14 protein-coding genes are annotated in these 20,474 nt (G+C 65.4%); 3 read left to right on the plus strand and 11 right to left on the minus strand.

Annotated features, from left to right (window positions below):
• Positions 1-270: 270 nt before the first annotated feature.
• The 6 genes from JWS14_RS43730 to JWS14_RS43755 all read right to left on the minus strand — a co-directional run bounded on the left by JWS14_RS43730 (position 271) and on the right by JWS14_RS43755 (position 5,866).
• Positions 271-1,968 carry an FAD-dependent oxidoreductase gene (locus tag JWS14_RS43730; protein ID WP_206016558.1) on the minus strand — a complete coding sequence of 566 codons (1,698 nt, stop codon included), beginning with the start codon at positions 1,966-1,968 and terminating at the stop codon, positions 271-273.
• Between the two features lie 50 nt (positions 1,969-2,018).
• A complete protein-coding gene (locus tag JWS14_RS43735) occupies positions 2,019-2,657 on the minus strand; it encodes a 3,4-dihydroxy-2-butanone-4-phosphate synthase (RefSeq protein ID WP_206016559.1) in 639 nt (212 codons plus the stop codon).
• Entirely contained in the window at positions 2,644-3,441 is a 798-nt protein-coding gene (locus tag JWS14_RS43740; RefSeq protein ID WP_206016560.1) for an enoyl-CoA hydratase-related protein, read from the minus strand. The genes JWS14_RS43735 and JWS14_RS43740 overlap by 14 nt, the downstream gene beginning before the upstream one ends.
• Positions 3,438-4,358, minus strand: coding sequence for an alpha/beta hydrolase (locus JWS14_RS43745; RefSeq protein ID WP_095870612.1), 921 nt, complete (start codon positions 4,356-4,358; stop codon positions 3,438-3,440). Before JWS14_RS43745 ends, JWS14_RS43740 begins: the two co-directional genes overlap by 4 nt.
• Positions 4,355-4,867, minus strand: a complete 513-nt coding sequence (locus JWS14_RS43750; RefSeq protein ID WP_095870613.1) for a flavin reductase family protein — start codon at positions 4,865-4,867, stop codon at positions 4,355-4,357. Before JWS14_RS43750 ends, JWS14_RS43745 begins: the two co-directional genes overlap by 4 nt.
• A 102-nt stretch (positions 4,868-4,969) precedes the next feature.
• Positions 4,970-5,866: an alpha/beta hydrolase fold domain-containing protein gene (locus tag JWS14_RS43755; protein ID WP_206016561.1), complete on the minus strand. Its 897-nt coding sequence runs from the start codon at positions 5,864-5,866 to the stop codon at positions 4,970-4,972.
• Between the two features lie 343 nt (positions 5,867-6,209).
• Here JWS14_RS43755 and JWS14_RS43760 point away from each other — a divergent pair, with 343 nt between their 5' ends.
• Together JWS14_RS43760 and JWS14_RS43765 are read left to right on the plus strand one after the other, a co-directional pair.
• Complete coding sequence (locus tag JWS14_RS43760; RefSeq protein ID WP_206016562.1) at positions 6,210-8,354, plus strand: acetate--CoA ligase family protein; 2,145 nt, start codon at positions 6,210-6,212, stop codon at positions 8,352-8,354.
• A complete protein-coding gene (locus JWS14_RS43765; RefSeq protein ID WP_206016563.1) occupies positions 8,351-9,901 on the plus strand; it encodes an AMP-binding protein in 1,551 nt (516 codons plus the stop codon). The genes JWS14_RS43760 and JWS14_RS43765 overlap by 4 nt, the downstream gene beginning before the upstream one ends.
• Before the next feature lie 75 nt (positions 9,902-9,976).
• Here JWS14_RS43765 and JWS14_RS43770 read toward each other — a convergent pair whose 3' ends face one another.
• Both JWS14_RS43770 and JWS14_RS43775 read right to left on the minus strand, forming a co-directional pair.
• A complete protein-coding gene (locus JWS14_RS43770) occupies positions 9,977-11,839 on the minus strand; it encodes an acyl-CoA dehydrogenase (protein ID WP_206016564.1) in 1,863 nt (620 codons plus the stop codon).
• A gap of 108 nt (positions 11,840-11,947) precedes the next feature.
• Complete coding sequence (locus JWS14_RS43775; RefSeq protein ID WP_095870709.1) at positions 11,948-13,150, minus strand: acyl-CoA dehydrogenase family protein; 1,203 nt, start codon at positions 13,148-13,150, stop codon at positions 11,948-11,950.
• A 522-nt stretch (positions 13,151-13,672) separates the two neighbouring features.
• Between JWS14_RS43775 and JWS14_RS43780 the strand changes: the two genes are divergently transcribed.
• On the plus strand, positions 13,673-15,607 hold the full coding sequence (locus JWS14_RS43780; protein ID WP_206016565.1) for a flavin-containing monooxygenase: 1,935 nt from the start codon (positions 13,673-13,675) through the stop codon (positions 15,605-15,607).
• 83 nt (positions 15,608-15,690) lie between these two features.
• Here JWS14_RS43780 and JWS14_RS43785 read toward each other — a convergent pair whose 3' ends face one another.
• The 3 genes from JWS14_RS43785 to JWS14_RS43795 are packed head-to-tail and all read right to left on the minus strand — an operon-like array spanning position 15,691 to position 20,380.
• Entirely contained in the window at positions 15,691-16,932 is a 1,242-nt protein-coding gene (locus JWS14_RS43785; protein ID WP_095870618.1) for an ABC transporter substrate-binding protein, read from the minus strand.
• Complete coding sequence (locus JWS14_RS43790) at positions 16,932-17,675, minus strand: ABC transporter ATP-binding protein (RefSeq protein WP_095870619.1); 744 nt, start codon at positions 17,673-17,675, stop codon at positions 16,932-16,934. The genes JWS14_RS43785 and JWS14_RS43790 overlap by 1 nt, the downstream gene beginning before the upstream one ends.
• Positions 17,672-20,380, minus strand: coding sequence for an ABC transporter permease subunit (locus JWS14_RS43795; protein ID WP_206016566.1), 2,709 nt, complete (start codon positions 20,378-20,380; stop codon positions 17,672-17,674). Before JWS14_RS43795 ends, JWS14_RS43790 begins: the two co-directional genes overlap by 4 nt.
• Positions 20,381-20,474: the final 94 nt, after the last annotated feature.

Below are 20,474 nucleotides of genomic sequence, written 5' to 3' on the forward strand. Positions count from 1 at the left end.
CTCGGGCACGCTCAATGCGATCAAGTCGCTGTCGTCGCCGGGTTCTGGGGGCCCCTTTTTGACCGGGTCACGGTGAGGAAGGCATGGTGGCATCGGCGGCCATCCAGGTGCAGTAACACACACTCAGTTGCACGACAAGAGCAGCGCAACCGCCCCTCCACTTCCTGCGCTCGCGATTGCCTGAACGGCCGGTGAACTCTGGTCACTTAGGATCCGGGCACGGTTTCACTCGACGTCCTCTACGCCGGCGTTGCAGCACTTGATCGCGTTCTATTTCGCCGTATTTGTCACCTTGCGTGCGATATCGAGCATCTCCTTGATATTGGTGAGCTTGACTCGAGGGCGGCCGCGTTCCCGTCCGCGTGACCGTTCCTCCGCGTCGATCGCCAACCAGCCTTCCCGGTCGACGACCTCGGGGCGGCGTTCATGGACCAGCGCAGTCAGAGCGTTTCCGTCACCGAACTTCGGCTGCGGCAGCCGTCCCCCGACCATGTCGTCGATCAACGCTGCCACCGTGTCGTGGGCGCATTGCTTGTTGGTGCCGATTACACCCGACGGCCCGCGTTTGACCCATCCTGTGGTGTACAACCCCGGAATCGTCGCCGCGGTGTTCGGATCGACGATCCTGCCGTCGACGTTGGGGATCCTCCCTGAGACGTCGTCGAAGGGCACATCCGGTACGGCGGTGCCGCGGAGACCGATCGACCTCAGTATCAGCCCGGCCTCGAGGACTTCCCGATGTTCGGTGGCCAGGGCCGCGAGTGCACCGTCCTCGGCCCGGACCAGCTCGTTACGGACGATCTCGACGCCCTCGACACGATCCTTCCCGAGAATCCGGGTCGGCGACGCCAGGTACCGCAAGACAATGCGCTTGTGCCCCGGAGTGGGAATTACGTCGGCGTACTCTCGGGCGATCCGAGTCTTGAGGTCCGCCGAAAAGGACCGGTCAACGTCGGTCGCATCTCCGAGGTCGAACTCGCCTGTATCGGCCACGACGTCGACACCCGGGATGGAACCGAGCGCCAGGAGCTCGGGCGTGGTGTACGCAGCCTGGGTGACCCCCCGCCTCCCCAGCACGACGACCTCTCGAATCTTGCCCTTGCGCAAAGCTTCCACTGCATGCTCTGCCATATCAGTTCGAACCAGCTCATCAGGGTCCGTGACGAGTAGCCGCGCGACATCCAGGGCGACGTTCCCGTTCCCGATGATCACCGCACGCTCGCACCCCAAATCGAATGTCCGGTGCGCGAAATCGGGGTGCCCGTTGTACCAGGCAACGAACTCGGTGGCTCCTACACTGCCCGGCAGCTCCGTTCCGGGGATGTCGAGTTCGCGGTCCTCGAGTGCGCCGACGGCATAGATCACGGCATGGTGGTGAGCGAGCAGCTCATCATTGGTGAGATGCCGGCCGATCTCGACATTGAGGTGGAACCGGAACCCGGGCTTCGCAGCGATCTTGCGGAACACTTCGGTGATTGCCTTCGTGCCGAGATGATCGGGGGCGACCGCAGCGCGCACGAGACCCCACGGCGTGGGCAGACGATCGAACATCTCGATCTCGACGCCGCGGCTCGGCATTCTGCCGAGCAACTCGGCCGCGGCGTACACACCGGCCGGTCCCGAGCCGACGACGGCCACTCGCAAAGGCACGTCCAGCTTCGGCACTTTCACCGGCATCGGCTTGTCGAACGGCGGTACGGAAGAGTCGAGCGGGTGGCGACGGAAGTACTCCGCATTGATTTCACGGTACCGCGACTGGTGTTCCGGAAGTTCGTCCTCGTGGCAGATCGCCTCGACGGGGCACGCTTCCATGCACGCGCCGCAGTCGATGCAGGTCTGCGGATCGATGTAGAGCATTTCTGTCGTGCGAAACTCCGGATCATCTGGGGTCGGGCGGATGCAGTTGACAGGGCACACCGGGACACAGCTGGCATCGTTGCAGCATGGCTGTGTCACAACAAAAGACATGGAAACTCCTCAGACGAAGGCCACCGGATCGGTAACTGGGAATCCGGCACTCAGTGCACGCGCATCGCTACGTCGGATACCGAGAGGTAGGTCAACGCGTGATCTCGCGCGAAGTCGCTGACCTCTCCTTCGCTCGCCATCCTCGTCGCATCGATTGGGGAAACGAGTTCGCACATGGCGGCCATCGGTCGCATGCTGGCCGCTTGCACCAAGCGCACTATCGTTTCGGCGATGCCCGACCCAGCGTTTCGGGCAATGACCGGGGCCACGTGTCCCGGCCGGGACAGCCCGGACGGAACGGTACGCGGGTCTGCGATGGTCCTGATGGTGTGCGCTCGGTCGGCTGCCGAGATTCCGGTACCGATACCTTCCGCGGCGTCCACGGTCACCGCCGGGATCGAACTCACCACCGGTGCAACAAGTTGCCACATTTGAGGCAGTTGGAGACGGACGCAATCTTCCTCCGGTACCGCGACTTTCACGAACCCTGAGGTGTGCCGAATCATGAACGCCAGGGATTCGGTGGTCGCGAACTCGGCAGCAACGACAAGGCTCGCTTCTCCGCAAGCGGGATCGAACAGAACGATCGATTTTCCGGCGGCGATATCGGCCACCGCCCGTTCGACGCGATCCTGGACAGTGCACCGCGGATCGAGCCGGGGCATATAGCTGATCTCAGCGATCGACATTGCCGCTCCTCGCGTTGGTTGCGGATTCCGGCCGAGAGCGCTTGGCTGTGAAGGCCAGGATTGCGGAGCGGAAGTCGTCCCTGGTCGTCAATCGAATTTGGCCATCGCGCTCACGGGCAAACGCGTTCCCGAGTTCGCGCAGACTCGCCTCGTTGATGGCGCGTTTGGTTTCGATGATCGAGTCGAGGGAGATTCCGCTCAGGCGTGTCGTGAGTTCTTCGAGTTCCGACTCGAACACGTCCCGCTCGTACACTGCCGCCACCAGTCCGGCCCGCTCGGCTTCCTGTGCGCTCAGGCGTTCTCCGAGCAGCGACATCCGCATCGAGATCGCGCGGCCGGCCGATGCGGCGACCAGTGCCGTCGCACCGCCGTCGGGCATCAACCCGATCGAGGTGAACGGCATCGAGAAGAAGGCGTCGGATCGGACGACGGTGAGATCGGCGGCGAGGGCAAGCGAGACCCCCACTCCTACAGCTGGTCCGCGGACGGCGGCGACGACCGGACGGGAGACTCGGGTGATCGTGGTGATGCACCGGGAAGCCGCGTCGGAGGTGCTGGCAGTGTTCTCGACCGACAGCGGGTCCTCGACGTCGAGATCTCCTCCGGCGCAGAAGGACCGGCCTGTCCCAGAGAGCACGATCACTCGCACGGCGGGATCCTCGCCGGCACTCTGGACGGCATCGGAGACGTTGTGCAAGGTGTCCTTGTCGACGGCGTTCATGCGTTCGGGACGATCGATCAGGATGTGCCGCACCGATTTGTCGTCGACGATACTCACAGTCATGGAAGAACCTTCCGGAAGAAGTCAGCGATCTCGGCGACGCCGTCGCGTGCTCGAGGGAGAAAGTCGGTGAAGAGCGTCCACGCATGGCAGGTGTCCGGGTAGACGGACAGCGTGCTCGTGCCGCCCCCGGACTGCACCGCATGGTGGATCCGGACCGCATCGTCGAGCAGGATTTCGCTGTCGCTGGCCAGCAGCAGGATCGGAGGTAGGCCGGTGAGGTCGGCGAAGACCGGAGAGGCAAGGGGGTGGTCGTGGTCGTGCCCGCGGAGGTATGTGGCGGCGAGCATGCCGAGCGAGCGTTCGGTGATGACCGGGTCGGTGTCCCGGTTGGTGGCGACGCTTTCTCCGGATGCCGTGAAATCGGCGAGGGGAGACACCGCGACGGCGACCGCAGGCAGCGTGGCGCCGCGGTTGCGGGCGTCGACCAGGACGGCCACCGTCAGGCCACCGCCGGCGGAATCACCGCCGACGGCCGTGTGCCCGGGTCCGTATTCGGCGATCAAGGCGTCCACCACAGCCGCCGCGTCCTCGAGTGCGGCGGGAAACGGATGTTCCGGAGCGAGCCGGTAGTCGGGCAGGATGACCGCGGACCCGAGCGCCCGGGACAGCGCTGCGGCGGCATGGCGGTATCCGTACGGACTCCCCATGACGTAGCCACCGCCGTGAAACCACACGAGCACGTTGTCGTCGATCGCGGGTCCGGCCGCGACGCGTAACGCTCCGACGCCGCCGACGACGATTTCGTCGACCGAAACATCCGCGGAAAGTTCGGGTTCCAGCATCATCTCGTCGAGGTTGTGCCGGAGTTGTTCGAGTGTGAGGCGTCCGTTGCCGAATACCGCGGCGAAGGAGTTTCGGGCACGTTCGAGCGCACCCTGGTGATCGACTGCGGAGTCGACGATTTCCGAGTGAGTCATGCTTGCGCCCTGCCCGTGGTCGCGAGCGCCGCGTGGGTGCCGAAAGCCCTGCCGTGGTAGGTCAGGGGCGGAATCGTTTCGCTGGCGATGTCCACGACGCGCCCGAACACGACCGTGTGGTCGGCCACCTCCAGGGTTTCCATCACCTCGGCAGCGATCCAGTGCGGGACATCGGCGATACGCGGCACTCCCCCGTCGACCCGCCACGCGACGTCCTGGAATTTGTCCTGCCCCTTGCGCGCGAACTGCCCGGCGAGCGCCGACTGCCGACTGCCGAGGACGTTCATCCCGAAGCGCCCCGATCTGAGGACCAGTGCCAGCAGGTCCGATCCCCGATCGAGGGAGACCAGCACCGACGGCGGCGATATCGACAGCGACGCGAAGGCGCTGACGGTCGTGCCGTGGGGGCGGTCCCCGTCCATCGCGGTCACGACCGCGACCGGTGTGCACACCGCGGCCATGGCGTCGCGGAAGCGCGTTGCCAGTTCGTCGAGTTGCTGTGCGGGCATGTCGGATGCCTTTCGTACGTGGTGATGCCGGATGGAGGAGTGGAATGCGGGTGCCGCACCGCCGGTGCGGCACCCGCATGTCTGGTGGGACCCGACGAGGTGTCAGAGTCCGAGTTGCTTGCGGATGAAGGCTCCAGCTTCATCCGCGGCCTGAATGCCCTCCGGCAGGATCGACGAGAACAGCGGCCACACATGGACCATGTCGTCGTACGTCGAGACGCTCGCCGCTCCGCCGTTCTCCACGATCGCGGCGGCCGCTCGACGGGAGTCGTCGAGGAGCACCTCACCGGAACCGACCAGGAAGAGTGTCGGCGGCACGTCGTGCAGGTCGGCGAAGAGCGGAGATGCCAGCGGATCCTTCGGATTGTGGCCCTGCAGGTACGCGTCGCCGACGTTGCCGATCGACCCGCGTGAGACCGCGACGTCTTTGCCGTCGAATTCGTCGATGCTGTCGCCGCTTGCCGTGAGGTCGAGGAGGGCTGAGATGAATACCGCTGCTGCAGGTAGTGATTCACCCTTGTCACGCACCGCGAGAAGAGCGGCGAGTCCGAGTCCGCCGCCGGCCGAGTCGCCACCGGCCGCGACATTGCCCGCACCATACTGCGAGACGAGTGCGGAGATCACGGCGATGCCGTCGTTGACGGCAGCGGGGAACGGATTCTCGGGTGCACGCCGGTAGTCGGGCAGGACGACGGTCACGCCGCTGGCGCGTGAGAGGTTGTGTCCGAGTTCCTGGAAGCCCCGCGCGCTGCCCATGATGTACCCGCCACCATGGAACCAGACGAGGACCTTGTCCTGCGCCGCTCCCTCAGCCGTGACGAACAGGACGGGGACGCCGCCGACCTCAGCCTCGACCGGCTCGATGCCCTCGGGGAGGGGGAACTGCAGAAACAGCCGGTCGTATGCGTCGCGCAGATCGTCCACCGTCGCCGTCGCCGGGTCAGGGAAACCTTCCACCCACATCTTCTCGGCGCGCACGAGAGCTTCGGTCCTGGCCATGGGTCCTCCGAAAATCGAGTTCGAATCCCGACATCGCCTCGCGATGGGGTTGTGAGCAATGTTACATAGTTATCACTAACTGTGGAAGGTATTTCCCAGGACTTTTTTCAAAATGCACAATGATCTGGCCATAACGAGGGTTCACAGGATAGATTTTCAGCAGATAGTGGCACGGCCCGGATCACACCAGCCTGTGCCGCAAAGACACCGCCGGTACCCGCACCCGCGGTTCCGGTCCTTTCCCCGGCCTGAGTTCTGCTCCGTCCCGACACATCCCCGGACGCGGACACAACGGCCGGGCACTCGTCCAGACGTTCCCACTCTCGCCCGGAGGTCCACAACCATGACCCTCATCTCGGACGACGGTTCCTCCCGCACACAGGAGTCCGACGTTCGCCCCTCACCCTCTCTCGAACGCGTGCTGAACCCGTCGACCATCGCGGTTGTCGGACTGAGCGACAAATCCCCCGTTGCGCCCTTCATCGAGCCGACGCTCGACAGCGACGCCGAGGTGTTCTTCGTCCACCCCACGGCACCCACCGTTCTGGGAAAACCGACCTATCGCACCATCGCGGACATAGCTGAACCCATCGATGCCGTCCTGTCCGTGATGTCGGCCGAACGGACGGTGACCCTGGCCGAGGAGTGCGCGACACTCGACTGCGGAGGGCTCGTCATCTACGCCGCCGGCTTCTCCGAAGTAGGCGCGGACGGGGAGGATCTCCAGCGTCGACTCGCCGCCGCAGCGCAACGCGGCGGAATGGCCGTGATCGGGCCGAACAGCCTGGGCTACATCAGTGTTCCCCGCAGTCTCAACCTGACCGCCTCGGCGGACTACCGGCCGCCGGCGGGTGGGGTGTCGATCGTCTCCCACAGCGGCGCGATGATCGGTGGCATCGCGATCGCCGCCCGCGCTCGCACCGGCATGGGTATCTCGCGATTGATCTCGGCCGGAAACGAAGTCACCACCGACATGGCCGACTACGTGGACTTCCTGGCCTCGGACCCGGAGACCGCCGCCGTGGGACTGATTGTGGAGGGCATCCGCCGGCCCGAGGAGTTCCTGCGCGCGGCCCGCCGATGCATCGCAGCGGGAAAGCCGATCGTGGCGCTCAAACTCGCACGCAACAGCCGGACCCAGCAGATGGCGGCCTCGCACACGGGAGCTCTGGCCGGGAGCGCCTGGGCCTACGACGTGGCGTTCCGTCACGCAGGCATCCAACTCGCCCACGATCTCGAGGAACTCGTCGACCGGCTGTCGCTCGTCGGCCAACTCGACCCCGCCAAGTGGAACAAGGTCGAACGTCTCGGTGTCGTTGCCGGGACCGGAGGGTTTGCGTCCCTGGCCTACGACCTCGCCGAAGCGGAAGGTCTGGTCCTCCCGCCCCTGGACGACCTTGCTGACTGGGTGCGCTCGACCATCCCGGGCATCACCGTCCCGAACCCCCTCGACACCACCGGCTTCGGCGCGACGTTCTGGACGGACATCGTCGACCGTTACGTCGGATCACCCGAACTCGAGGCCGTCGTCTTCGTCAACATGTGGGGCGAGGGCGACGACTCCCCGATGTACCGCCGCCTCATCGACGACGTTGCCGTCGCTGCACGCCGATTCGGAAAGCCGGTCGCGATCGCGGCCGGTGCCGGCCCCGTCGGTGCCTATGCGCAGGACGTCATCGGTTCCGATGGGAGCGTCGCACTCGGGTACGGGCTCCGCGGCACGCTGCGCGGACTGCACACGATGGGCACGTTCGTCCGCGACCGTGGGACGCCACGTCCGCCGGCCGACGCCGTTACGCCCGTCCCGCGCCCGACCGGACCGCTCCCCGACGCCGGTGACGGCCGGAGTTTTCTGCCGTTCACCCAGGCCATGGCGCTGCTCGACCGGTTCGGCATATCCACGGCGCCGCATTGCACCGTCGACACCGGTGAGCAGGTCGAGCCCGGTTTCGCGGGACCGTACGCGGTGAAACTCGCCGATGTGCCCCACCGGACGGAGCTCGGAGCCGTCGCGCTGGACGTCGGTCGGGACGACCTCGAACGCGCCGTGGCCGACATACGCGCGATCGCGCAGCAACACGGGCTGCCCGAGACCGTGGCCATCCAGCCGATGACGGCCGCGCGAGGTGAACTGCTGGTCGGCATCGAGGGACGCAGCGAGCTCGGCCCGATGGTGGTGCTGGGTATCGGTGGCATCCTCGTCGAGGTACTCGAACGAGTCGGTGGTCGTCCGGCACCGTTGACCCACACCGACGCCGTGGCTCTCATCGACGAGTTCCGCGACCTGCGCCTGATGCACGGTTATCGCGGATCCGAGCCCTGGCACCTCGCGCAGCTCGCCGACCTTCTCGTCGGCTTCGGACAGCTGGCCGCCGCGTGCCACGGCTGGATCGAATCACTCGACGTCAATCCGCTCCTCGTCACCGAGGACGGTCTCGTCGCGGTCGACGCCCTCTGCATCGTGCGCGACACGGAAGGAAACCGATGACGACGACCGAAGCAGTCATCCGTTGCGGCAACGACGTCCGTACCCACTCGGAGATACGGGTGCGCGCCACTCGCCTGGCCTCGGCGTTGTCCGCGCTCGGTGTGGGGCACGGTGACCGATACGCGCTGGTGATGCGCAACGAGATCGGCTTCGTCGAGGCCACCCTCGCCGGTGCCGCGATCGGTGCGGTTCCGGTCCCTGCGAACTGGCACGGGAACTCCGACGACCTCGGTCACGTGCTCACCGACAGCGCGGCCAAGGTGGTGCTGGTGCACACCGACCTGCTCCCGAAGGTCGAAGCGGTTCTCTCGCCGGGTACCACGATCGTCGAAGTGCGGACGCCGCAGGTAGTGGCGGCCGCCTACGGATTCGACCGTCCCGCCGCCTCGCGGCGATACCCGGACCTCGACGAACTGCTCGACGTCCACGAGCCGCACATCGCCGGGATCACCGAACCGCCCATGAGCGTCATCTACACCTCCGGCACCACCGGATTGCCCAAGGGGATCCTGCGCAGTCCGACTGCTCCCCAGGACGTCACCGCGCTGCACGAGGTGGTGATCGCGGCGTTCGGGTTCGGCACTGCACGTTCCACGCTCGTCGCCGCACCGATGTACCACACCGCCCCGAACACGCAGTTCCAGTTCGCGTTCGCACTGGGCTTGGACGTCGAGATCATGCCGCGCTTCGATCCGGAGGAACTCCTCCGGGCGATCGAGCAACGCCGGATCGAACACCTCCAGGCCGTTCCCACGATGTTCGTGCGCCTGCTGAAGCTGCCGGCACCGGTGCGGGAGCGGTACGACCTGTCGTCGTTGATCGCCGTCGTCCACGCGGCCGCCCCGTGCCCACCCGACGTCAAGCGCGCGATCATCGACTGGTTCGGCCCGATCGTCCACGAGTACTACGGCGGTTCCGAATCCGGTGCTGCCGTGATCTGTTCGAGCGAGGAATGGCTCGCGCACCCCGGCACGGTAGGCAGACCGGTCTCCGATGCCGCCGTGCGGATCATCGCCGCAGACGGCAGCGAGGCCGCCGTCGGTGAGCCCGGCGACATCTACCTCCGGCCGTTCTCCGCATGGCCCGACTTCACGTACCTGGGGGACGACGCCAAACGCCGCGCCATGGAGAAGGACGGGTTCGTCACCGTCGGTGACATCGGCTATGTCGACGCGGACGGCTTCCTGTATCTGAGCGACCGCCGGAACGACATGATCATCTCCGGCGGGGTCAACATCTATCCGGCCGAGATCGAATCGGTGATACTCGGCCTCGACGGAGTGGCCGACGTCGCGGTGTTCGGCATTCCCGATCCGGATTTCGGTGAAGCCGTGGCGGCGCACATTCAACCGGATCCCGGGGCGACCCTCGCCGAGGACGACGTCCGCGCGCACGTCGCCCGTCGCCTCGCACGGTACAAGGTGCCCAAGGTTGTGGTGTTCGAGGACGTCCTGCCGCGTGAGGACACCGGCAAGCTGTTCAAGCGGAGGTTGAAGGCCCACTACTGGGAGCAGCACACGTCCGAGGTGCCCACCGGACACGCATAACGCGGGTACCACACACGAGATGCGCGCCCGATCGGTTCGATCGGGCGCGCATCTCGTTCTCGGACGCTGTTGTCGTCAGAACGCTGCCTCGTCCAGGCCCATCACGGAATCGTCGACGGCACCGGCGATCCTGCCCTCGGCCACCACGACAGGAAGGACGTTGCGAGCGAAGAACCGCGCTGCCGCAGCTTTGCCCTCGTAGAAGGACCTTTCGGCCGCGGGAAGGTCCGTGTCGAGCGCGCGGAGAGCGATTGCGGCACTGCGCAGCAGTAGCCAGGCGACGAGGACGTCACCGAGCACGTAGAGCAGCCGGCTCGCGTTGAGTCCGACCTTGTAGACGTTCTTCTCGTCACCACCGGGGACCTTCGGATTCGTCTGGGCGAGATCCGCAGTCATCGTCGCGACGATCGACTCCACGCTGTCGGTCGCCTCGACGAGAAGGTCCCGTTCGAACGCCAGCTCCGTGGCCGCGGCCGGATCGTCGGCGAATCCCGAGATCTCTCGCACAAGGTGCCCGAAAGCCACTCCCCTGTTCCGGGCGATCTTGCGGAAGAACAGGTCCTGCGCCTGGATGGCGGTCGTTCCCTCGTAGACGGTGTCGATCTTGGCGTCGCGCACGTATTGCTCGAGCGGATAGTCCTGAAGGTATCCCGATCCACCGAAGGTCTGCAGGGATTCCGTTCCCAGGATCGTCCACGAACGTTCGGAGCCGTATCCCTTGACCACGGGCAGGAGCAAGTCGTTGACGGCCTCGGCGAGGGTCGTGTCGGTGCCGGCGGCGCTGCCGATCGCGATCTCATCCTGCCACGACGCGGTGTACAGCACCAGGGACCGGAGCCCCTCCGCGAACGACTTCTGTGTGAGCAGCGACCGGCGGATGTCGGGGTGGCGGGTGATGGGCACCCGGGGTGCCGCCCTGTCGGACGAACGTGTCAGGTCGGCACCTTGCAGCCGGATCTTGGCGTACTCGAGCGCATTGAGATACCCGCTCGACAGGGTCGCGATCGCTTTGGAACCCACCATCATCCGGGCGTCTTCGATCACGTCGAACATCTGACCGATGCCGTCGTGGACCTCCCCGAGAAGCCAGCCGCGTGCCGGTTCGTTCTCACCCAACGTCATCTCACAGGTTGCGGAGACCTTCACGCCCATCTTCTTCTCGACGCCCGTGACGTAGACACCGTTGCGCTCGCCGGTGAGCTCACCGGTCTCGAGGTCGAAGTGGAACTTGGGGACGAGGAACAGACTGAGTCCCTTGGTGCCGGGCCCTCCGGCGCCCTCGACACCCGCGGGCCGGGCCAGAACCATGTGGATGATGTTGTCCGTCAGATCGTGTTCGCCCGCAGTGATGAACCGCTTGACACCCGTGATGTTCCAGGTGCCGTCGTCGTTGGGGGTGGCCTTGGTGCGACCGGCCCCGACGTCGGAACCGGCGTCCGGTTCGGTGAGCATCATCGTCGCGCCCCACTGCTTGTCCGCAGCGATTTCCGCGATCTTCTTGTCCCGATCGGTGCCGTGACGCCACACCACCCGCGTGGCCGTCGGGAACCCCACATATGTCCACAGGGTCGGGTTCGAGCCCAGGACGAACTCGCCGATAGCCCAGTTCAGGGAACTGGGCGCGTGGGTTCCGCCCAGTTCGGGAAGCACACGCAGGCGCCACCATTCGGCGTCCATCCACGTCTTGTACGTCGCCGCATAGGCCGGCGGGACGGTAACCGTGTGCGAAGCGGCATCGAAGACCGTAGGACTACGATCGGAATCCTCGAACGAGGCCGCGAGCTCCTCGCGGGCGAGACGATCGACCTCGCGCAGTGCGACCTTCGCGGTATCGAGGTCTACCTCCTCGAACGGACCGGTCCCGAGTACACGGTCGCGCTCGAGAAGTTCGAACAGGTTGAACTCCACGTCGCGGAGATTGCTCTTGTAATGCCCCATGGTCGGGTACCTCTCACACTCGTCGGCCTGCCCCCGGCAGGCCGGAACACCGGCCGCGCCCGAAGGCGCGGCCGGACCGGAATCTCAGGATCGGGCCGGAATCTCGGATCAGGCTTCGGCTTCTGCGTAGATCGGGAGCAGAACCCCCGCGGCATTGACGAGCATGATCGGATCGACGAGCAGGTGCTGGGTTGCCACATTCATGTCGCGAACGAAACGGCCCAGCGTGCTCTTGCGGCCGATGCTCTGGCTGCCACCCCACCGATGGGCGAAAGTCACGACATCGGCCGCGACTTCGTGCACCCAGGACAGCATCTGGCTCACCCGGGCGATGTGTTCGGGGGTCACCGCCTGTCCGGAGTTCACGGCAGCTTCGGCAGCCTTGGTGACCTCGTAGCAGTACAGACGCGCGGCCTGGAGGTTGGCCTCCTTGCGCGCGAAGTCGATCCGGAAGATTTCGGCGTCCCCCACTGGGACAGTGTAGGTGGGACGGGTCTTGCCAGCCGTGATGCTCGCGACGATTTCCAATGCACGGGTTGCGATTCCGAGCGCGATCGGCGCATGCGGCAGGCCCCCGGCCAGTTCGTTCGTCAGCTTGTACATGGTTTCCGAGCGCGTCGGAGTACCACCGAAGGTGGGGGTGGTGTACTCGGCGGGAACGAACTGCTTTGTGATCGTGTAGTCATTGCTGCCGGTGCCCGCGAGACCCCATACGTCCCAGTTCTTCTCGAACTCGACTTGGTTCTTGGGCAACAATGCGATACGCGCCTGCGGCTGCCCGTTCTCACCCAGGATCGGGTTTCCCTGCTCATCGGCGACGAAGAACCCGGCGCCCACCCAGGTGGCGTGGTCGGAGCCGCTGGCGAAGGAGTACTTGCCGTCGATGATGTAACCGCCCTCGACCTGCACGCCCGGGTACCGCGGCAGGAGCTGACCGGCGACGATGAAGGGCTCGTCCTTGCTCATCAGTTCTTTCGTCACCGCGGGATCGAGGTAACCCACCACGCCGGCGGTGCCCCATTCGCTGGCCATCCATGCCCAGCCTGTCGAGGCGTCGGACTTGGTGATCTCCTCGAACACCCGCATCCCCTCGCTGGGGAGCAGGCCGCCACCGCCGAGTTCTGCGGGGACCAGCATTCCGTGCAGGCCCAATTCGACGAGCGCGTCCGCGACCGGTTTCGTGATCGTCCGGCCCTCTTCGATGGCGGCCGCTTCCTGCCTGATCAGCGGTGCGATGGAACGAGCGCGCTGCAGATAGTCGGCCTCCCTGTCGCTGCCGGCAACTGCGTCTCGGGTCAGCGTCTCGGTCATGTTCATGCCTTTCGTGGGGATGTCCGGAGGCGTGCCCAACATTCGAGTGTCTCCCACGCAACCGGTCTTCGTAGTCTCTACGGCGCTCCCGAAGCTGATCGAGAAGCATTCCGGTGTGAGTAAGCTAACATAGTTACCACTAATGTCAATACTCAATAGCGCAGGTCAATCGCCTTTGGTTCCTTGACCAGGGCCACAATGCTCATTTACAGACCCGCCCGAGACGAGGAAGTAGGCGCACCGGTGCGGGTTGCCCGACGGCGTCGGAAGAAAGATGTTCGTACGTCTCGGGGCGCACGCGACATCCAACTCCACCGCCACCCACCTCTCCGCAGTAGGGTACATAGTGACAACTAACTATTTGGCCATATATTGCAGTTCAGTATCCATTGACCGCCATGTCGAGCCATAGTTAGCATTAACCCAGGCTCGATGAGCCACCTCGTCGAGCGGCTCACAGCGATCGATGTCCTTCGCTCTCCGATCGACCGAACCCCACCTACACACTCCGGAAGGAGAACCGTGAGCCTCACCGTCACCCCTAACCCGAATCTCGATCGTGCCACCGTGCACGCCGCAGTCACCGCAGGCAATATCCCCTGCCTGCTCCCCGTCCTCTATCAGTTGACCGGCGAAGAAAAGTGGCTGTCCTCACCGTATCTTCCAGCCTCCACCAAGGGATTCGAGGAGCTGAACGACGGCGGCCTCGACCCGGCGATCCAGGCGGAGATCCACAACGCGGTCACCGACGCGGTGCTCGACTGGTGCAACGGCAAGCCGATCGCACACCCCGCGCCCACCGGCAGCGAGCTGACCCGGTTGATGAGCACGGTCATGGGCGAACCGATCTCCGAGGTCTACGCACCGATGATCGCCGAACAACTCGGGTTCGCACCCTTCACCCCCGAGAACGTCGGTGACCTCGTCCGGACGTCGCGCCCCGACTTCGGTGTCGCGATTGTCGGCGCCGGAATATCCGGCATAACCTGCGCTATCAACCTGGAGAAGGCCGGCATTCCCTACACCGTCCTCGAGCGTAACGACCACATCGGCGGTACCTGGTGGGAGAACCGGTACCCCGGCGCACGGGTCGATATCCCCAGCGACCTGTACTCGTTCTCGTTCCGTCCCAAGAATTGGTCCGAGTACTTCGCCCGTCGCAATGAGATCTTCGACTACGTCTCCGATGTCGCCCGCGAGGCGGGAATCACCGATCGGATCCGGCTCGGTTACTCGGTCGACACCGCAGCATGGAACGCGGACGAGCAACTGTGGATCCTGTCGGTCACCGGACCCGATGGCACGCAACAGGAGTTGCGCGCTACCTCGTTGGTGACCGCCGCCGGTCTGCACAGCACGCCCAACGTCCCCGACTTCCCCGGCACATCGGAGTTTCGCGGCGAGATCGTCCATTCCGCACAGTGGCCCGACGATCTGGACCTGACCGGCAAGCGGGTCGCGGTGGTCGGCAGCGGCGCGAGCGCCATGCAGCTCGTCGTGGCGATCGCCGACCAGGTCGAGAGCATGGCAGTGCTGCAGCGTCAGCCGCAGTGGATCGCCCCCAACGAGCACTACTTCCAGCAGTCGGATGCCACCAAGCACTGGCTCTACGACAACATCCCATTCTATCGGGGCTGGTACCGGTTCCGTCTGTACTGGCTCTACACCGAACGCACCTTCGCCGCGCTGCCGGTCGACCCGCGCCGCGAGGAGAAGGGCAAGCACGTCAGCTCCCTCAACGACGCGTACCGGGCGCACTTCACCGCGTACCTGAAGCGCCAACTGGCCGGTGAGGAAGAACTGCAACGCAAGACGCTGCCCGACTACCCCCCGTTCGGCAAGCGGCTCCTCATCGACAACGGCTGGTTCGCCACACTCCGCAAGCCCCACGTCGAGCTCCTCACCGACAGCATCGAACGACTCACACCCGACGGAATCGTCACCGCCGACGGTGAACACCGCGACATCGACGTCCTCATCCTGTGCACCGGTTTCCAGCAGCAACGCTTCCTGTACCCGATGGACATTCGCGGGACCGACGGAACATCGCTGCGCGACATCTGGAACGACGACAACGGGCGCGCGTACCTCGGCATCACCACGCCGGGATTCCCGAATCTGTTCTTCCTCTACGGTCCGAACACGAACCCGCCCGGCGGTAGTTACATCACCATCGCCGAAGCCCAGGTGCGGTACGTCGTCGAGTCGATCAGCCGGCTCGTCACCGAGGATCTCGCAGCCCTCGAATGCAAGCAGGAGCCGTATGAGCGCTACAACTCCGAGCTCGACGAGGCCAACGCCGCCATGGTGTACGCGATGGACGGGGTGAGCAGCTACTACCGTAACTCCAGCGGACGAGTGGTCACCAACTCGCCTTGGCCGGTACCCGAGTACTGGGCGCGCACCGCCAACCCCGAACCTGGGGACTTCACGGCGACGAAGCGTCGCGGGGCCTGACAGCCGACACGAGGCAACAGGAATTCGCCGGGTTTCCGAAGACACCCGGCGAATTTCTTTGTTACTCGGTCGATCGTCGCTACTCAGTGGATTGTCGCGAAGACCTCCGACTCGAGGTCGGACTCGTCGAGGCAGATCGAATTTCCGCCGTCACGAGCTTCCAGCTGCCCCTCTCGGACCTCACCGACGTAATAGCAGGTCGGGTAGGAGCGGCCGGTGTCGGAGTAGGTCAGCGGCGGAGCCAACCCGCCCAGTGTGTCACCATCGAGTTCGCCCAGTCCCCGAGCTACATCGGCGGGTGTGGAGTCCGACGTCAGCCCTGCGCGGCCGGCGGCGGCCTCGAAAAGCCTGCCGGCGATCCAGGAATCGAACGCAACGGCCGAGAATTGCGCCGAGTCCGTCAATCCCTCGTAGTACGAGTCGATCGTCTCCCGGGCCTCACCGACGACCGGAACGGACGGGTCGTAGTACGGAGCATTGGACTGCGTGAACAGCAATCCGTCGGCGGCCGGTGACTCCATGAATTCGTTGCCGACCGCTCCGGCAGAACTGTAGAACTGGGGCTCGTAACCGATCTTGTGGCAGTCCTCCGCGATCCGGACGTCCACACTGGTGATGTGAGCCAGGAAGAGGCCGTCGACACCCTCGTTCTTCATCGTTTGGCACACCGCGGTGTAGTTGGGGGCGGCCGCCGCGGCCTTGACCGAGAGATACCCGATTCCGACATCGGCCGCCGACTTGCCCGCCAGCGCATCCGAATCCGCGCACACGGGGGATTCCGAGCAGTACACGACACCCAGCTTGGTCGTGCCCTCTTCACGGGCGAGCTTCGCCAGACCGTAGGTGATGACCGGGTTGGGAGAGCCCGCGAGGTAGAAGTTGTCGCTCGCGAGGAACGTTGCGTCGGAGGGCACGCCCCCGAGTACGGGGATCCCCTTCTCCTCGACGTACTGCCGCCACGACCCGGTGGTACCGGTGATGGGACCGACGATCGCGACGACCCCATCCTCCTCGACGAGGCTCTTGACCGCGGCCAGCGCCTTCGACGGCTCCTGGCCGATGTCCTTGACGATGACCTCCACCGGATGGCCGTTGATTCCACCGGAATCGTTGACGCTCGCGGCCCAGGCCTGCGCGACGTCGTCGACCCGGCCGTGGGTGGGTGCGGACACTCCCGAGCACCCACAGACCGTGCCGACCACGATCGCCGGTTTCGTCAGAGTCGTCGACGGTGTCGGCGACTGCTCCTGTTCGGCGGAACAGCCGGACAGCACAAGTGCTCCCACCGCGGCCGCGAGCGCAGCCCGCCTCCACATCGTTCTCATCACACGTTCTCCTCAGCTGTAGATTCTTCCAAGTCGGTACCGATATCGATTCCCAGGTATCGGCTCATGAGCTCGTCCTCGTCGAGCGACGACGGATCGATCGGACCCGATACCTGCCCGCGGTCGATCAGGTGCACCACATCCGCGCTGGTCAGCGCGCGACCGACGTACTGCTCGACGAGCAGGATCGACTTCCCGGAGTCCCGGAGGACACCGAGAGCGTCGAAGATCTGGTCGATCACCAGCGGCGCCAACCCCATCGACACCTCGTCGAGAACGATTACGGAACTGCGGGGCAGGAAGGCGCGTGCCAGGGCGACCATCTGCTGCTGGCCTCCGGACAGGCTTCCTGCCTTCGCGTCCATACGCCTGCCGATCTCGGGAAAGGTTTCCAATGCCAGCGCGTACTGGTCGCGGAGAGATCCGTCCACCGCAAGGAGGAGGTTCTCCCGCACAGACAGTCCCGGAAAGATTCCCCGCCCTTCGGGTATCAGGCAGATTCCTGCAGCGGCTCGTGTTGCCGGTCGGTGCTTGGTGATGTCCGTTTCCCCGAGCCGAACGGAACCCGAAGTCGGCGTGAGCAACCCACCGATCGCCGCGAGCAGGGTGCTCTTTCCGGCACCGTTCGGACCGAGCAGCGCGACGACCGAACCGGGCTCCACGGTCACGTTCGCGTCCCGCAGCACGGTCAGTTTCCCGTAGCCGGCGGACAGGCCGGTCACCTGCAAGGTCGGCGTGGTCATTTGATCTCCTCCAGTTCCCGACCCGACTGCACCTCGTCGACCGGCTCCGTTGTTCCGAGGTATGCCGCCTGCACGACACTCGACCGACGCGCGTCGGCGGCAGAGCCGGAGAAGATGACGCGTCCGAATTCCAGGACGTACACGTCGTCGGAGACGCCGAGTACCAGCGAGACATCGTGTTCGACGAGGATCACGCCGATTCCGCGTTCGTCGACGACCCGCCGGATCAGCTCGCCGAGTCGTGCTGACTCGTTGTGGTCCAGACCCGCCGAGGGTTCGTCCAGGAGCAGGATCGTGTGGCCGCCGGCCAGACAGCGGGCAACCTCGACCAATCGTCGGGTGCCGGTCGGAAGATTCATCACATGCTGGTCGGCGACGTCCTCGAGGCCGCACGCCGCGAGCGCGGATTCGGTCGCCGACCGGATCCGGTCCCGTTCGGCTTTCGACGACCGCAGGTGGGTGATCGGGTCGAGCCGGACGGTCCGTCCCTCGGCGCCGACCGACACGTTGTCCCGCACCGTCATCGACTCGAACAGCTCGACGGTCTGGAACGTGCGGCCGATGCCCGCACGCGCCCGGGCGGACGGACTCTTCCCTCGAAGGTCGGCTCCACCGAGGGACACCGATCCGCCGGAGGTGGCGACCAACCCGGTCACCGCGTTGAACAATGTCGATTTGCCTGCCCCGTTGGGGCCGATCAGCCCTGTCACTCGTCCCGGAGTACAGACGATGTCGGCACCATCGAGCGCCTTGACACCTCCGAACGTGACGCCGACCTTCGAAACCTCGAGTACTACGGGTTCGATCGGTTCGACGTCGACCGGTTCGGTGCGCAGTGCCGGTTCGGTCCGATCGTCGCGACGGAACCACCGGTCGACGAGCGACGTCACCCGCACCGGGAGCTGTGCTGGTGGCAACATGACGAGCGCGATCGCGCTGATCCCGAACAGCAGTTGCAGGTAGGTCCCCACCTCGGTGCTCGGAAAGTAGCTGGGAATGAGCGTGTATGCCGCCGCGGCGAGAACCGCGTTCCACGGCACCGCCGGACCGTTCAGGACGATGATGACGAACACGGTCAGCGAGATGATCGGGGCGTAGCTGTCGGCCGAGATGCTCTGCTGGGCGGAAGCTGCCAGCGCTCCCCCGATCGCCGCGAGGAACGCCGTGATGCAGAAGATCAATACTCGTGTCACCGCCGCGGGAACGCCGTTGGCCTCCGCTGCTCGGGGCGACTGCTTGATGTAGGTCAGCAGTCGGCCCAGCCGGCCGCGTTCGAGTGTGAACACCACGGCCACCGATACGACCGCGATCGCCAAGACGAGGTAGTAGTACCCGGTGTCCGATGCGAGGTCGACGATCATGGTGTCGGGCCGTCGTACCTCGAGTCCCGACGACGCGGCGCCGAACATGAAGTCCTGTGTGTAGAACATCTGCTGCAGGAAGATTCCGAACCCGAACGTCGCGATCGCCAGGTACAACCCACCGAGACGGATCGCCGGTACCGCCAGCACCGCACCGATCGGCACGGCGACCGCACCGGCGAGCAGCAGCGCGGCGGGCCACGACATCCCGGTTCCCTGCAGCAGGTGTGAGAACGTTGCGGCACCGATCGCCATGAACCCGATCTGGGCGAGCGACACCTGTCCGGAGGTGTGCACCAGCAGCGACAGCGACCCGAAGACCAGGATCATCGCGACCGCGACCGTCCAGTCGACCAGATGGATTCCGGCGAAGAGGGGAACGGTCACCAGGAATGCGACGACCAGGGCGCCTCCCGTGGCCTGGAGCCGGACCGGAGCTTTCCACGTCGCCCGGGGATGGATCCGGACGGCGGTCTTGTCGGCGAGGTACTTCTTCGGGAAGAAGAGCAGTACGACGAACAGGATCGCGAAGGGAAGTGCCGCGGGGAGCGAGGCGAGGATGCCGTTCGTCAGCCATCGGGTCGACAGGGCGGCCAGCACACCGACGACGAGTCCGCCGGCGAACGTTCCCGGCAGGTTGCTGAAGGTTCCGATCGCGGCGGCGGCATAGGCCGCGACGACCAGCAACGTGAGCTGGACCGGGTCCAGGGGCATGATCGGTGCGAGCAGGACACCCGATAGGGAGGCCATCACGGTGCCGAGAATCCAGGCCCACCGGCGCACCCGTGTTGCGCTGTGCCCGACCAGCTCGAGCAGTTCGGGGTTCTGCACCACCGCCTTCATGGCGATTCCGGTCCGGGTCCACCGGAGGAACGCCCACAGGCCCGCCGTCGCCACCACGGCGATCACGAAGGTCAGGACGTCGTCGTACTGGATGAAGGTGCCGGCGATCTCGATGCGGCCCTTCGGCAGGAACGACGGTACCCTGCGTACCTCCTGGGCACCGAAGATCAGCAGGGTTCCGGCCTGGACGACCAGCAGGATTCCGACGACGCCGGCGATCTGGAGCGGCAACGCGGCACCCTGCAGTCTTCGGGCGAGCAATTCGAGGAGCAGTCCGACCGCGGGTCCGACTGCGCACACGGTGCCGGCCGCTGCGATCGGCCACGACAGCTCGAGTTGAACGTTGAGCACGTAGAACGAGTAGGCGGCGAGAGCCGCCAGTGCGCCGTGCCCGAGGTTGAACACTCCCGATGTCTTGTAGGTGAGAACGAGGCCGACGGCCGCCAATCCGTAGATCGAACCGGCTACGAGTCCGATGATGACAAATGAGATGAGATCCACTCTTGCGCTCCTTGGGCAAGGACGTCGCAGTGGTCGATCCTCCGAGCACGCGAGCGCTGGATAGGAACCGCCACCGAGACGCAGGGAGGCCGCG

Origin of the sequence: Rhodococcus koreensis (genome assembly GCF_017068375.1) — a bacterium.
In the GTDB taxonomy this organism is placed as follows: Bacteria; Actinomycetota; Actinomycetes; order Mycobacteriales; family Mycobacteriaceae; genus Rhodococcus_F; species Rhodococcus_F koreensis.

Coding starts and splice junctions, on each gene's coding strand:
- JWS14_RS43755 (WP_206016561.1), bottom strand. CDS start 5,866: ATGGCCAGGACCGAAGCTCTCGTGCGCGCCGAGAAGATGTGGGTGGAA.
- JWS14_RS43790 (WP_095870619.1), bottom strand. CDS start 17,675: ATGACCACGCCGACCTTGCAGGTGACCGGCCTGTCCGCCGGCTACGGG.
- JWS14_RS43730 (WP_206016558.1), bottom strand. CDS start 1,968: ATGTCTTTTGTTGTGACACAGCCATGCTGCAACGATGCCAGCTGTGTC.
- JWS14_RS43765 (WP_206016563.1), top strand. CDS start 8,351: ATGACGACGACCGAAGCAGTCATCCGTTGCGGCAACGACGTCCGTACC.
- JWS14_RS43750 (WP_095870613.1), bottom strand. CDS start 4,867: ATGCCCGCACAGCAACTCGACGAACTGGCAACGCGCTTCCGCGACGCC.
- JWS14_RS43785 (WP_095870618.1), bottom strand. CDS start 16,932: ATGAGAACGATGTGGAGGCGGGCTGCGCTCGCGGCCGCGGTGGGAGCA.
- JWS14_RS43745 (WP_095870612.1), bottom strand. CDS start 4,358: ATGACTCACTCGGAAATCGTCGACTCCGCAGTCGATCACCAGGGTGCG.
- JWS14_RS43740 (WP_206016560.1), bottom strand. CDS start 3,441: ATGACTGTGAGTATCGTCGACGACAAATCGGTGCGGCACATCCTGATC.
- JWS14_RS43735 (WP_206016559.1), bottom strand. CDS start 2,657: ATGTCGATCGCTGAGATCAGCTATATGCCCCGGCTCGATCCGCGGTGC.
- JWS14_RS43770 (WP_206016564.1), bottom strand. CDS start 11,839: ATGGGGCATTACAAGAGCAATCTCCGCGACGTGGAGTTCAACCTGTTC.
- JWS14_RS43775 (WP_095870709.1), bottom strand. CDS start 13,150: ATGACCGAGACGCTGACCCGAGACGCAGTTGCCGGCAGCGACAGGGAG.
- JWS14_RS43760 (WP_206016562.1), top strand. CDS start 6,210: ATGACCCTCATCTCGGACGACGGTTCCTCCCGCACACAGGAGTCCGAC.